The 12,555-nt window shown below is 69.7% G+C and carries 13 protein-coding genes; 6 read left to right on the plus strand and 7 right to left on the minus strand.

Annotation, left to right across the window (positions count from 1 at the left end; genetic code table 11):
- Positions 1-13 precede the first annotated feature (13 nt).
- Together ACWDSJ_RS05510 and ACWDSJ_RS05515 are read right to left on the minus strand one after the other, a co-directional pair.
- Positions 14-1,693 carry a hypothetical protein gene (locus tag ACWDSJ_RS05510; RefSeq protein ID WP_450029398.1) on the minus strand — a complete coding sequence of 560 codons (1,680 nt, stop codon included), beginning with the start codon at positions 1,691-1,693 and terminating at the stop codon, positions 14-16.
- Positions 1,694-1,732: 39 nt separating this feature from the next.
- Positions 1,733-2,695: a metallophosphoesterase gene (locus ACWDSJ_RS05515; protein WP_387359085.1), complete on the minus strand. Its 963-nt coding sequence runs from the start codon at positions 2,693-2,695 to the stop codon at positions 1,733-1,735.
- Positions 2,696-2,776: 81 nt separating this feature from the next.
- Between ACWDSJ_RS05515 and ACWDSJ_RS05520 the strand changes: the two genes are divergently transcribed.
- Positions 2,777-3,241 (plus strand): GatB/YqeY domain-containing protein, encoded by a 465-nt coding sequence (locus tag ACWDSJ_RS05520; RefSeq protein ID WP_387359087.1) that lies wholly within the window; start codon positions 2,777-2,779, stop codon positions 3,239-3,241.
- Positions 3,242-3,424: 183 nt separating this feature from the next.
- Here the strand turns inward: ACWDSJ_RS05520 and ACWDSJ_RS05525 are convergent, their stop codons facing one another.
- Positions 3,425-5,794: a penicillin-binding protein gene (locus tag ACWDSJ_RS05525; RefSeq protein ID WP_450029400.1), complete on the minus strand. Its 2,370-nt coding sequence runs from the start codon at positions 5,792-5,794 to the stop codon at positions 3,425-3,427.
- Positions 5,795-6,172: 378 nt separating this feature from the next.
- On the opposite strand from ACWDSJ_RS05525, the gene ACWDSJ_RS05530 reads away from it, so the two are divergent.
- On the plus strand, positions 6,173-6,496 hold the full coding sequence (locus ACWDSJ_RS05530; protein ID WP_030516437.1) for a WhiB family transcriptional regulator: 324 nt from the start codon (positions 6,173-6,175) through the stop codon (positions 6,494-6,496).
- 53 nt (positions 6,497-6,549) lie between these two features.
- On the opposite strand, the gene ACWDSJ_RS05535 is transcribed toward ACWDSJ_RS05530, so the two are convergent.
- Positions 6,550-7,722 carry an ArsA family ATPase gene (locus tag ACWDSJ_RS05535; RefSeq protein ID WP_450029402.1) on the minus strand — a complete coding sequence of 391 codons (1,173 nt, stop codon included), beginning with the start codon at positions 7,720-7,722 and terminating at the stop codon, positions 6,550-6,552.
- Positions 7,722-8,741: an ArsA family ATPase gene (locus ACWDSJ_RS05540; RefSeq protein ID WP_450029455.1), complete on the minus strand. Its 1,020-nt coding sequence runs from the start codon at positions 8,739-8,741 to the stop codon at positions 7,722-7,724. Before ACWDSJ_RS05540 ends, ACWDSJ_RS05535 begins: the two co-directional genes overlap by 1 nt.
- A gap of 94 nt (positions 8,742-8,835) precedes the next feature.
- On the opposite strand from ACWDSJ_RS05540, the gene ACWDSJ_RS05545 reads away from it, so the two are divergent.
- The 3 genes from ACWDSJ_RS05545 to ACWDSJ_RS05555 are packed head-to-tail and all read left to right on the plus strand — an operon-like array spanning position 8,836 to position 10,305.
- Positions 8,836-9,000, plus strand: a complete 165-nt coding sequence (locus ACWDSJ_RS05545; protein ID WP_387359093.1) for a hypothetical protein — start codon at positions 8,836-8,838, stop codon at positions 8,998-9,000.
- Complete coding sequence (locus ACWDSJ_RS05550) at positions 9,000-9,461, plus strand: RidA family protein (RefSeq protein ID WP_450029405.1); 462 nt, start codon at positions 9,000-9,002, stop codon at positions 9,459-9,461. Before ACWDSJ_RS05545 ends, ACWDSJ_RS05550 begins: the two co-directional genes overlap by 1 nt.
- Before the next feature lie 46 nt (positions 9,462-9,507).
- On the plus strand, positions 9,508-10,305 hold the full coding sequence (locus ACWDSJ_RS05555) for an MBL fold metallo-hydrolase (RefSeq protein WP_450029407.1): 798 nt from the start codon (positions 9,508-9,510) through the stop codon (positions 10,303-10,305).
- A 72-nt stretch (positions 10,306-10,377) separates the two neighbouring features.
- Here ACWDSJ_RS05555 and ACWDSJ_RS05560 read toward each other — a convergent pair whose 3' ends face one another.
- The gene (locus ACWDSJ_RS05560; protein WP_387359099.1) at positions 10,378-11,052 is read right to left on the minus strand and encodes a Crp/Fnr family transcriptional regulator; all 675 of its coding nucleotides are present in this window, start codon (positions 11,050-11,052) and stop codon (positions 10,378-10,380) included.
- A gap of 159 nt (positions 11,053-11,211) precedes the next feature.
- Positions 11,212-11,454: a hypothetical protein gene (locus tag ACWDSJ_RS05565; protein WP_387359101.1), complete on the minus strand. Its 243-nt coding sequence runs from the start codon at positions 11,452-11,454 to the stop codon at positions 11,212-11,214.
- A 257-nt stretch (positions 11,455-11,711) separates the two neighbouring features.
- Between ACWDSJ_RS05565 and nth the strand changes: the two genes are divergently transcribed.
- Complete coding sequence (gene nth / locus ACWDSJ_RS05570) at positions 11,712-12,392, plus strand: endonuclease III (RefSeq protein WP_450029457.1); 681 nt, start codon at positions 11,712-11,714, stop codon at positions 12,390-12,392.
- Positions 12,393-12,555 lie beyond the last annotated feature (163 nt).

Below are 12,555 nucleotides of genomic sequence, written 5' to 3' on the forward strand. Positions count from 1 at the left end.
TTAAATCGGCTGGTCATCGGACCGGGAGCGGGCGGATGCTGGCGAGGATCCGCTTGGCCGTCTCCTTGTCCACGGATTTGGCGACGCCCTGGTCGGCGGCGATGGTCATGACGAAATTGCTGTTCTCGCCGGGGAAGGCGAAGGTGAAGACCGAGAACGCCTTGGCGCAGCCGGGGGCGGGGGTGGCGCCGCCGCCGGTGGTCTCGACGAAGGCGCCGTGCAGCTGGCCGTCCAGCGATGTGAGTGGTTCGGCCGCATTGGAATTGGCGCCGGTGGCGGCGGGCCAGCCGACCTTGATCATGCGCATGCCGACCTCCTTGGCCGCGGCCGCCGGATCGGACTGGCCGGACAGGGTGAGGAAGGCGCTGGTGCGCACCGAGCGGGGACAGTAGTTCTCGCCGTCGGTGGTGCGGCCCGCGATCTCCACGGTGTCGGGTGGGTTGCCGAGCGTGGTGGTGGCGAGCGGGTCGATCCGCCAGTCCGCGGGCACGTCGTAGACCGCGCCGCGATCGGGGATCAGAACGGTCTGGTAGCCCGGGATCACCGGTTCGGCGGCCACGGCCGCGGCGGCCGCCGCGGTGGTCGTGGGCCGGGTGGTCGACGGGCGCGTCGTACTCGGCGCGGCGGCGCGTCCGGTGGTCAACGCGCTCACCATGGACGGGGACGGTGCCGCGTCGGTCGCGGGGGCGTCGGTGTGGTGCCGGGTGGAGACCAGGGCGACGGCCCCGGCGACAGCCGCCACGACCACCACCGCGGCCCCGGCGAGCAGCCAGCCCTTGCGTCCGCGCCCGGTAGGGGGTTCGTCCGAACCGCCCGTCGCGGGGACGCCGACCATGGTGTCGGGATATCGCGAATCCCCTTGTGTGGCAGCCGAACTGCGGCGAGATTGGGTGGAACCGCCCGCCGTGTTCGCGCTGACCGTCGTCTCCGGGTAGCGCGAATCCGGCCGTCCCGCGGCGGGAGTGCGGCGGGGTGGTTCGGCACCGGTCGCCGGATTCGCGCCGACGGCTGTTTCCGGATACCGCGAATTCGCCTGTGCCGGGCTCGCGCCGACCGTTGTGTCCGGGTACTGCGAATCCCGCCGTGCCACAGGGGGAGTGCGGTGGGTCGGCTCCGAGCCGCTCGCCGGGTTCGCGCTGACGTTGGTCTCGGGATAGCGCGGGTTCGCCTGTGCCGCAGGGGAAATCCGGCGGGTGGTTTCCGAGGCGGATGGCTCCGGGTATCGCGGGTCGGCTGGCCCGGCGGGTGGGGTCCGGCGGGCCGGGCCTTGCGGTGGTCCGGCCGGAAACCGTTGTCCGGGAGGCGGATTCCGGGGGTGGCGCTGTGGCGGGGCGGCATCCTGGGCGGGCGGGACCTCGGTGATCGGGCGGGTGGGGTCCTCCGGTGGGGTGGCCGAGCGGCCGGTGGCTCCGGCCAGCGACTGGAGGGCGCGGGTGGCGGCGTCGTGGTCGAGGCCGGGGCGTGATTCGCGCGGCGGCGCCGGGGCGGGGCGGTTACCGCCGCGCGGCATCACCTCGGTGTGGTCGGCCGGTTCGCGGGCGGCCCAGTCCTGCCAGTTCGGGCGGGGGAGGGGTGGTTCGGGCTGGGCGAACATCTCCGTCTTGGCCGTGTCCGCCGGCGATTGCACGCGGCGGATGGCTCTGGTCGCCGCGGCGTCCTCGTCCTCGGGCCGCTTGTCGAACCCACTGCTCACCCTCGTCCCCTACCTGACGTTCCGGCTCGGCGCGCAAGACTAGCGCGCGACGGCCTCCGATGCCGAGACTCCGTGCCCGGTATCGGCCGCCGGGCGGCGCGGGGGCGCGGCCACGAGCGTGAGCAGGGTGGCCTCCGGACGGCAACAGAACCGGTAGGGGGCCCACGGGGAGGTGCCCAGCCCGGCGGAGACGTGCAGGAGAGTGTGCGAACCCCAGCGTGAGGGGCCCTTGACGCGGGAGCGGTCGATGCCGCAATTGGTGACCAGCGCGCCGTAGCCCGGCAGGCACAGCTGGCCGCCGTGGGTGTGCCCGGCGAGCACGAGGTCGTAGCCGTCGGTCGCGAACCGGTCCAGCACCCGGGGCTCGGGGGAGTGGGTGAGCCCGATACTCAAGTCCGCCAACGGATTCGGCGCGCCCGCGACGGTCTCGTAGCGGTCGCGGCGCAGGTGCGGATCGTCCACGCCCGCGGTCGCGATCTTGATTCCGGCGACCTCGAGGTCGCGGCGCACATGGGTCAGGTCCAGCCAGCCGCGTTCGGTGAAGGCGGCGCGCAGATCCTGCCAGGGCAGGGGGGCGCCGTGGACGCGCTTGTGGTTCTTCTTGAAATACTTCAGCGGGTTCTTCGGCACCGGGGCGAAGTAGTCGTTGCTGCCGAAAACGAACAGCCCGGGGCGCGCGAGCAAGCCGGACAGGGCCTGCACGACGGCCGGGACCGCGCGCGGGTGGGCCAGGTTGTCGCCGGTGTTGACGACCAGATCCGGTTCCAGCCGTTCCAGTTCCCGGACCCACGCCTGTTTCAGCTTCTGGCCCGGGGTCATGTGCAGATCGCTCAGATGCAGCACCCGCAGGCTCGACGAGCCCGGATGCAGCACCGGCAGGGTGGCCTCGCGCAGGACGAAGGCGTTGCGTTCGATGAGCGAGGCGTAGCCGATTCCTGCTGCTGCCGCCCCGGCGGCGCCCAGCGCGGCTCGTCGGAGTACGGAAGACGAGAGTTCGGGCATTCGCTCAGGATAGGCGACGGCCGCCGACCGCGCCGAGTGCTGTTCCGCACAGGCACATCCGCGACCGGATACCGTGAGCGCATGACGGAACTCAAAGCCACGCTGCGCGCCGATCTCACCGCCGCCATGAAGAGCAAGGACGCGTTGCGCACCGGCACGTTGCGCATGCTGCTGGCCGCCGTCCAGACCGCCGAGGTCGCCGGTTCGCAGGCCCGGGAACTCTCCGACGCCGAGGTGATCGCGGTCCTCGCCAAGGAGGCCAAGAAGCGCAACGAGGCGGCGGTGGTCTACGAGCAGGCGGGCCGCGGCGAACTCGCCGCCAACGAGCGCGCCGAGGAGGAGATCATCGCCGAATACCTCCCCACCCCGCTCACGGAGGCGGAGATCGCCGACATAGCCGACACCGCCATCGCCGAGGTCGCCGAACAACTCGGCGAACGCCCCGGCATGAAACAAATGGGCCAGGTCATGAAAACCGCCACCCGCCTCGCCGCCGGCCGAGCCGACGGCTCCCGCCTCTCCGCCGCCGTCAAATCCCGCCTCTGACCCCCAGCCCTACGAACCCAGCCGCACCCCTTATCCGGATCCGCACCCCTTACAGGGCCCTACAACGAGTGCGGATCCGAATAAAGGGTGCGGCTGTGTTCGTAGACCTGGGGTAGTCCCCACTCTCCACGCTGTTCCTGGTCTTTCGGCCCCCCAGGGCCGAAAGACCAGGATTACCAACGGTTATCGCGGAACCGGGATGGGGATGGGGATCGGGGGGAGGCGTGGGGGAGGAGGTAGGCCCGGCAAGCCCGGGGGAAGCGGGGCGGGGCCCGGTGGGGGTGCTTCGCGTTGGGTGCCGTCGCTGACGTTGACCGTGATGACCGAGCCGGGGATGGCCGAGCCGTTCGGGGTGGTGTTGATGACCGTGCCCTTGGCGGGGGAGCCGGGGACGGTGACCATCGTGACCTGGAAGCCCGCGCCGATCAGGGCCGAGCGGGCCTCGGCCTCGGACATGCCGGTGACGTCGGGGATCTGGGAGTTGTTGGCGCCGCGGACGTACTTGTCGTCCAGCGGGGGGAAGGCGGGCGGGGGGAAGTGGTCGAGGACCGGTTTGATGCCCTGGAACCAGCTGCGCGCGGGTTCGTTACCGCCGTAGAGGTTTCCGTCGCCGCAGCTGCGGAGCGGGAACGAGCAGATCTCGCCGGGGGTGGGCGAGTCGCCGTAGATGTAGGCCGCGCCCGCGAGCGAATTGCTGAAGCCCAGGAACGCCGAGGAGCGGTGCGATTCGGTGGTGCCGGTCTTGGCCGACAGCGGCGCGTTCCAGCCCACGGCGCGCGCCGAACCGGCCGCGGTACCGCTGACCGCGTCCTGTCCCAGCGCGTTCGCGAGCGTATTGGCCAGGCCGGGCTCCACGACCTGCTCGCACGCCTGCTGGGTGAGCGGGACCTGATGGCCCTCGCGGTCGACGACCTCCTTGATCGGATTCGGCGGGCACCACTTGCCGCCCGAGGCCAGCGTCGCGGCCACGTTCGACAACTCCAGCGGGTTGATCGCGAACGGGCCGAGGGTGAACGAACCCAGATTCTGCTGCTTGACCATGTCGGCGAGGCTCTGGTTGCCGTGCCCGGAGGTCCCGGCCTGGGCGTAGGAGCGCATGCCCAGCCGGATCGCCATATCGACCGTCGGCGTCACCCCGACGTCCTGGATCAGCTTGACGAACGCGGTGTTCGGCGACTGGGCCAGCGCCTCGGTCACCGACATCGGCGACTTGTAGTTGCCCGCGTTCTTGACGCAGTACGCCTCGGCCGGACAGCCCGGCGTACCGCTGTTGCCCATGCCCTTGGCGACGAGGAAGCCGGGCACGTCCAGTTGGGCGTTGATGCCCAGGCCCTTCTCCATGGCCGCGGCGGTGGTGAAGATCTTGAAGATCGAGCCCGCGCCGTCGCCGACCATCGAATACGGTTGCGGCTGAACGGTTTGGTGCAGGTTCTGATCGAGGCCGTAGTCGCGGCTGGACACCATGCCCAGTAGCGGATGCGAATCCTGTCCGGCGCCGATGATGCTCATGACCTCGGCGATGTCCTCGAGATGCGGATTGGTCACCGAGTCGACCGACGCCTTGATCGAATTCTGCACGCCCGGATCGAGAGTCGTGCGGATCAGATAACCCCCCTTATCGATCTGATCCTTGCTGATGCCCGCGTTCTGCAGGTACTGCAACGCGTAGTCGCAGAAGAAGCCGCGGTCCGCCGCCGCGATGCAGCCGCGCGGCAGGCCCTTCGGCTCGGGCAGGACGCCCAGCGGGGTGGCCTTGGCGGCGCGGAACTCCTCGGCGCGGCTGGGGATGTTCTGGATCATCGTGTCCAGCACGGTGTTCCGGCGGTCCAGCACGCCCTTCGGGTTGGTGTAGGGGTTCAGCTTGGAGCTGGACTGCACCATGCCCGCCAGCATCGCGGCCTGCGAGACGCTCAGATCCTTGGCGTCCAGACCGAAATACGTCTGGGCGGCGTCCTGCACACCGTAGGACCCGTTACCGAACGGCACCAGGTTCAGATAGCGGGTGAGGATCTCGTCCTTGGTGAGTTCCTTCTCCAGCGTCAGCGCCATCCGGATCTCGCGCAGTTTGCGCGCGGGCGTGGTCTCGATGGCGGCGCGGCGCTCGGCGTCGGTCTTGGCCACGACGAGCAGCTGGAAGTTCTTCACGTACTGCTGGTCGATGGTCGAACCGCCCTGCTGCACCTCGCCGCTGGACTGGTTGCGCAGGAACGCGCGCAGCGTGCCCTGCCAGTCGACGCCGCCGTGCTCGGCGAAGCGCTTGTCCTCGATCGACACGATCGCCAGCTTCATGTCGTTGGAGATCCGGTCGCTGGGCACCTCGAAGCGCCGCTGCTCGTAGAGCCAGGCGAAGGGCGTTCCGGACGCGTCGACCATGGTGGACACCGCGGGGACGGTGCCCTCCACGAGTTCCGCGGAGACGTTGTCGACGGCGTCCGCGGCTCGGTTCGACACGAACCCGAAGCCACCGGCGAGCGGGAACAGCAGCCCGGCGAGCAGCACGGCCGCCAGGACGCACGCACCGGCCAGCCTCGCGAGCGTTTGTGAGATCGGCACGTACCCAAGCCTAAAGGCACGCCCGCCCAACGCGCGGTGGGCCGCCGCCGTTCGGCCCCGTCACCGCTTCCGGGCAATCGTCCAGTCATCCCCTACGGACCGCTCCGGCGCGTCGCGGCCACTGCTCACGGGCGTGTCGTCCGCTTGATGGGCGACTGTCCGGTTCAGTTCGGGATTTGCAGGGACGGCCGTACCAAAAATTCCAAGGACGGTCTTGCGCAGGCGCCATACCTTTACCTAGATTGAGAACCCAGTGTGATAGAGCTAACACTCAAAGTGGAATGTGGTGCAGGACGCAGCGGGGTTGGGTGGCTGCGCGATGCACGCGATTCTGGAGCGCCGTTGACCCGGTGTTCGGACTGCAAAGGGGCACACCAAATGCACATGACTACCCCCATCGCTCGATTGGACGTGGAGCAGGCCGAAGCGAGAATCGCCTGGGTGTCCCAGGCCCGATGCAAGGAAGTGGATCCCGACCAGTTGTTCGTGCGCGGCGCGGCGCAGCGCAAGGCGGCCACGATCTGCCGGCACTGCCCGGTGCTGATGGAGTGCGGGGCCGACGCCCTCGACAACCGGGTGGAGTTCGGCGTGTGGGGTGGCATGACCGAGCGGCAGCGGCGTGCGCTGCTGAAACAGCATCCCGAGGTGACGTCCTGGGCGGACTTCTTCCGCGCCCAGCGCCAGCAGAAGGTTGCGATGTAGCCGATCGCAGCCCAGCGATGGTCCGAGCCCGCGATTGCGGGCTCGGGCCGTTTTCAGGGCCGCCGCGGGCCGACCAGTTGGTCGCCGACCGCGCGCAGCGCCTCGAGGTCGGAGACCTCGAACGGCAGCGCGGTCACCGCCACGAGCGGCACCCGGGGGTGGGCGCCGGTGAACCGGTGCAGCAGATGCTGTTCGCGCTTGGCGGTGCGCGCCCGCTGGGCGTGGATGCGCAGGACGTCGGCGGTCAGCTCGGCCGCCGAATCCTCGGCACCCTCGGCACTCTCGGCGCTGTCGGCGGCGAGCCGATCGGCCGCGGCGAGGGCGTGCTCGGGGGAGAGCGCGCACAGCACCGGATGGGTGCGGTTGAGCACCAGCCCGGCCAGCGGCATGCCGTCGGAGGACAGCCGGTCCACGAAGAACGACGCCTCGCGCAGCGCGTCCGGTTCCGCCGCGGCGACCACGAGGAAATGCGTGCCCGGCCGCGAGAGCATGGCGTAGGTGCGCTCGGCCCGGTCCTGGAAGCCGCCGAACATCGACTCCAGCGATTGCAGGAACAGCGAGGCGTCCTTGAGCATCTGCCCGCCCACGACCGTCGAGACCCCGCGCACGGCGAGGCTCATCGCCCCCGTCACGAACCGGCCCACGCCCCGGCCGGGCGCCATGATCACGCGAATCATCCGGCCGTTGAGGAAGTTTCCGAGCCGCTTGGGCGCGTCGAGGAAGTCCAGCGCGTTGCGCGAGGGCGGGGTGTCGACGACGATCAGATCCCATTCCCGCCGCCCGGCCAGCTGCCCGAGCTTCTCCATCGCCATGTACTCCTGCGTTCCGCCGAAGGAGGAGGCGACCGTCTGATAGAAGGGGTTCGAGAAGATCTGCTCGGCCTTCTCCGGGCTGGTGTGCTCGAGCACCATCTCGTCGAAGGTGCGCCGCATGTTCAGCATCATGGCGTGCAGTTCGCCCTTGGCGTCCGGACCCAGCTGGACCCGCTGCGGCTTGTTGCCGAGATCGCTCACCCCCAGCGACTGCGCGAGCCGCCGGGCCGGATCGATGGTCAGCACCACGACCTTGCGACCCTGTTCGGCCGCGCGCAGCGCGAGCGCCGCGGCGGTGGTGGTCTTGCCGACGCCGCCGGAACCACAGCAGACCACGACCCGCGCGGCGGGATCGGCGAGGATGCGCGAGATGTCCAGCGGCGCAAGGGGTGCGGGCGGTAGCGAACTCGTCATCAGCGGACCCCCTGCGCGCTCAGCTGTTCGGCCAGCTCGTACAGCCCGCCCAGATCCATGCCGTCGGCGAGCGTGGGCAGATACAGGCGGCTGACGTCGACCTTGGCCAGCTCGGCCGAACTGTCGTCCTGCGCCCGCAGCGTGGCCGAATGCTCCACGGCCTCCTGCACCAGGCCACGGAAGTCCTTGTCCGACAACGAGATTCCGGCCTTGTCCAGTCCGGCGCGCAGCGCCTCGGTGTCCAGTTCACCGGAGGCCACGCGGGCGCGCGACCCGGCGGGCAGATAGCCCTGCGCGGCCCGGTTGACGATCAGCGTGCCGATCCGGAAATCGGCCTCGGTCAGTTCCGCGATGGCGTCCGCGGTCTCCTGCACCGGCAGCGCCTCGAGCAGGGTGACCAGGTGGACGACGGTCTGATCGGAGTGCAGCAGCCGGGACACCCCGTCGGCCTGCGAGGCGATCGGGCCGCCCTTGGCGACCTCGGCCATGGCCTTGGTGACGTCGAGGAAGCTCGCGATCCGGCCGGTCGGCGGCGCGTCCACCACGACCTCGTCGTAGACGGGGGAGCCCGACTTGTCGACGCGCACCGCGCATTCCTTGATCTTGCCGGTAAGGATGACGTCGCGCAGGCCCGGGGCGATCGTGGTGACGAACTCGATCGCGCCCATCCGCCGCATGGCCCGGCCCGCGAAGCCGAGGTTGTAGAACATGTCGAGGTATTCCAGGAAGGCGTGCTCGATGTCGAGCGCGAGCGCCACCACCTCGCCGCCGCCGTCGGCGGTCGCGATCTTGGTCTCGGTGGGCGGCAGCGGCGGCAGATCGAACAGCTGGGCGATCGACTGCCTGCCCTCCACCTCCACCAGCAGCACGCGCCGCCCCCCGGCGGCCAGTGCGAGCGCCAGAGCGGCCGACACCGTGGACTTCCCGGTGCCGCCCTTGCCGGACACGTAGTGCAGGCGGGCCCGGTCCGCGCGTTCCGGCCACCCTCGTTTCAGCCCGGGTTCCTCCGAAACGGGCACTGCTGTCGGTACTCCCACGATCGCGAGCCTATAACCCGTTATGAAAGCGTGGCTATGGACTGGCCGCACGGGCGCCCCACTACGCTTCTGGCTCATGAGTGATCGGACCCAGTGGGAATACGCGACCGTGCCGTTGCTGACACATGCGACCAAGCAGATTCTGGATCAGTGGGGTGAGGACGGCTGGGAGCTGGTGACCGTGCTGCCCGGCCCGACCGGTGAGCAGCACGTCGCCTACCTGAAGCGGAACAAGCGCTGATGGCCGGGTCGTGGCGGGAGAATCTGGAACGGCTGGGCCTGGAACTGCCGCCGGTGGCCGCCCCGGCGGGCGCGTACATCCCCGCGCTGCGCTCGGGCGCGCTGGTCTACACCTCCGGGCAGCTGCCCTTCGTCGGCGGTGAGTTAACGGCCACCGGCAAGGTCGGGGCCGAGGTCTCGCTCGACCAGGGCCGCGAGGCCGCCAAGTACTGCGCGCTCAACGCGCTGGCCGCGGTCGGATCCGTCGTGGATCTCGACGAGGTCGTGCGGATCGTCAAGGTGGTCGGATTCGTGGCCTCCGCACCGGGTTTCAACGATCAGCCGCTGGTGATCAACGGCGCGTCCGAACTGCTCGGCGAGGTCTTCGGCGCGGCCGGCGTGCACGCGCGCTCGGCCGTCGGGGTGTTCGAGTTGCCCAAGAACACTCCCGTCGAGGTGGAGCTCATCGCCGAAGTGCGGTAAGCAGGGCTGACGGAAGTTCGTTGCGGCACTGTGCGTTAGGAGCGTCATGAGCCTCACCCATCCCGCGTACGGGCAGGTCCGCCCGGTCACTCCGACCGCCTCGGTGCTGCTGGCGAACAATCCGAATCAGATGACCCTGCAGGGCACCAACACCTGGCTGCTGCGCGCCCCGGATCGGTCCGACTACGTCGTGATCGATCCGGGCCCGAAGGACAAGGCGCACGTCGAGGCCATCGCGCGGGCCACCGACGGCCGGATCGCGCTGACCCTGATCACCCATCACCACCACGATCACACCGGCGGCATCGACCGGCTGGTGAAACTGACCGGGGCCCAGGTCCGTTCGCACGATCCGAAATTCCTGCACGGCTCGGCGGAGACCCTGACCGACGGCGAGGTGGTCGAGGCCGCCGGGCTGCGGATCCGGGTGCTGGCCACCCCGGGTCACACCACCGACTCGCTCAGTTTCGTCCTCGGCGACGCGGTGCTCACCGGTGACACGGTGCTGGGCAGCGGCACGACGGTGCTGGAATCGCGCGACGGCGCGCTCGGCGACTATCTGTCGTCGCTGGACCGGCTTTCCGAGGTGGCGTCCGGCCGGGCGCTGCTCCCGGCCCACGGTCCCGATCATCCGGAGGCGAAACCGGTGATCGACTACTACATCCGGCACCGGCAGGAGCGGCTCGATCAGGTCCGCGAGGCGCTGCGCGAACTCGGGCCGAACGCGCGCCCGCTGCAGATCGTCGCGAAGGTCTACGCCGATGTCGACAAGAAGCTCTGGCCCGCCGCGCGCAGTTCGGTCAAGGCGCAGCTGGCCTATCTGCGCGGCCGGGACCGATCCTGACGCCGGGCGCGATCGCCCGGCGTCACTCCCCGTTGGAGGCCGCGTCGGAATCGGGCCGGAATCGGTTCGGACTCAGCGGGCCCGGCGCGCCAACCGCTCCGAATCGGTGATCAGCACGCTCTTCCCCTCGAGCCGCAGCCAGCCGCGATGCGCGAAATCCGCCAGGGCCTTGTTGACCGTCTCGCGCGAGGCGCCCACGAGCTGGGCGATCTCCTCCTGGGTGAGGTCGTGGGTGACCCGCAGCGCGCCCGCCTCCTGCGTGCCGAACCGCTGTGCCAGCTGCAACAGCGCCTTGGCCACGCGGCCGGGCACGTCGGTGAAGATCAGATCGGCGAGGTTGTTGTTGGTGCGGCGCAGGCGGCGGGCGAGTACGCGGAGCAATTGCTCGGCGATCTCCGGCCGCTGATCGATCCACGACTTGAGCGCCTCGCGATTCATGGTGACGGCGCGAACCTCGGTCACGGTGGTGGCGGTGGAGGTCCGCGGGCCCGGGTCGAAGATCGACAGCTCGCCGAACATGTCCGACGGGCCCATGATCGTCAGCAGATTCTCCCGGCCGTCGGGTGAGCGCCGACCGATCTTCACCTTGCCCGATGTGATGATGTACAGCCGATCGCCGGGCTCGCCCTCGTTGAAGATGACGTGGCCGCGCGGAAAGTCCACGGGCTCGAGCTGTTTGGCGAGAGCCGCCACCGCGGTGGGCTCGACGCCTTGGAAGATGCCTGCTCTGGCGAGGGCCTCGTCCACGAATGTGCTCCTTATCGGAATTGAGTCTGTCGAAGACCGACGCGATTCGGCCGACAGTGCAGTCTACTTGGCACACGAGCAGCGTAGTGACAGACACCACGCACCGCGCGGTTTGTGGAACGCGCGCGGTGCCGAATCGGTTCCCGAGGGCGGAGCGGATCAGCTGGCGGCGGCCACATCCAACTCGTCACCGCTGGAGCGACGGCGGCGATTGCGGGCGGCGTGCGCGGGGACCCCGATCTTGGCCAACTCGTCGACCTCGGGGTTGGTGGCCTGGTCCAGATACTGCTGGACCTCTTCCTCCGGTTCGAGCAGCTTGCGTAGCCGATTTTCCACCCGTTCCATGAACAGCGCGAACAGCATCAGCACCACCGGGAAGAGCACCACAGCGAGTCCTTGCATACGGGTGAGTAAACACGGAGAAGGTCTCAGAAGGAACACGGGCCTCGGTCAACGGCTGCGCCCGCGTCGGGGTGGTTCCGTATGGTGGACGCGTGCGTGAAACCGGATCCGCCGCCGCGAACGGGCACGAATCGCCCGCCGACCTCGAAGCCACCGACGGCACCGCCGCGCCCGCCCGGCGTCGGCGCGCGACCCCTGCCCCGAAGAACAAATTCGCGGGGGAGACGCGGCTCGGACGCGTGCGCCGGGCCCGGCGGATGTATCGCGCACTGACCGAGGCGTTTCCGAACGCGCACTGCGAACTCGATTTCACCACCCCGCTCGAATTGGCCGTGGCGACAATCCTTTCCGCGCAGTGCACCGACGTCCGGGTGAACATGACCACCCCCGCGTTGTTCGCCCGCTATCGCGACGCCCGCGCCTACGCCGAGGCCGACCGCACCGAACTCGAGGAGTACATCCGCCCGACCGGTTTCTACCGCAACAAGACCACCGCGCTCATCGGCCTGGGCCGGTCGCTGCTGGAACGCCACGACGGGGTGCTGCCGCACACCCTCGAGGAGTTGGTGAAGCTGCCGGGCATCGGCCGCAAGACCGCCAACGTCATCCTGGGCAACGCCTTCGATGTGCCGGGAATCACGGTGGACACCCATTTCGCGCGGCTGGTCCGGCGCTGGCAGTGGACCGCCGAGGAGGATCCGGTCAAGATCGAGCACGCGGTCGGCGAGCTGATCGAACGCAAGGACTGGACGATGCTCTCGCATCGGGTGATCTTCCACGGCCGCCGGGTGTGCCACGCGCGCAAACCGGCGTGCGGGGCGTGCGTGCTCGCCAAGGACTGCCCCTCCTTCGGCGCCGGTCCCACCGATCCGGCTGCCGCGGCCGCGCTGATCAAGGGTCCGGAGTCCGAGCATCTGCTCGAGCTGGTGGGCCGGTGAGATCGGTTCCCGTCGCCTGGCGGTGGACGCTCGCGGCGCTGATCGCCGTCGTCGCGCTCGCCGTCGCGATCTGGCCGCGCTCGGCGCGCGAAACCGCCCCGGCCGCCACGGCTTCCGAGCGTCCCGCGGCGACCGCCGCCGCGGCGGACCGCGCGGCGGCGGG

The sequence above is a fragment of the Nocardia sp. NPDC003482 genome (assembly GCF_053588115.1).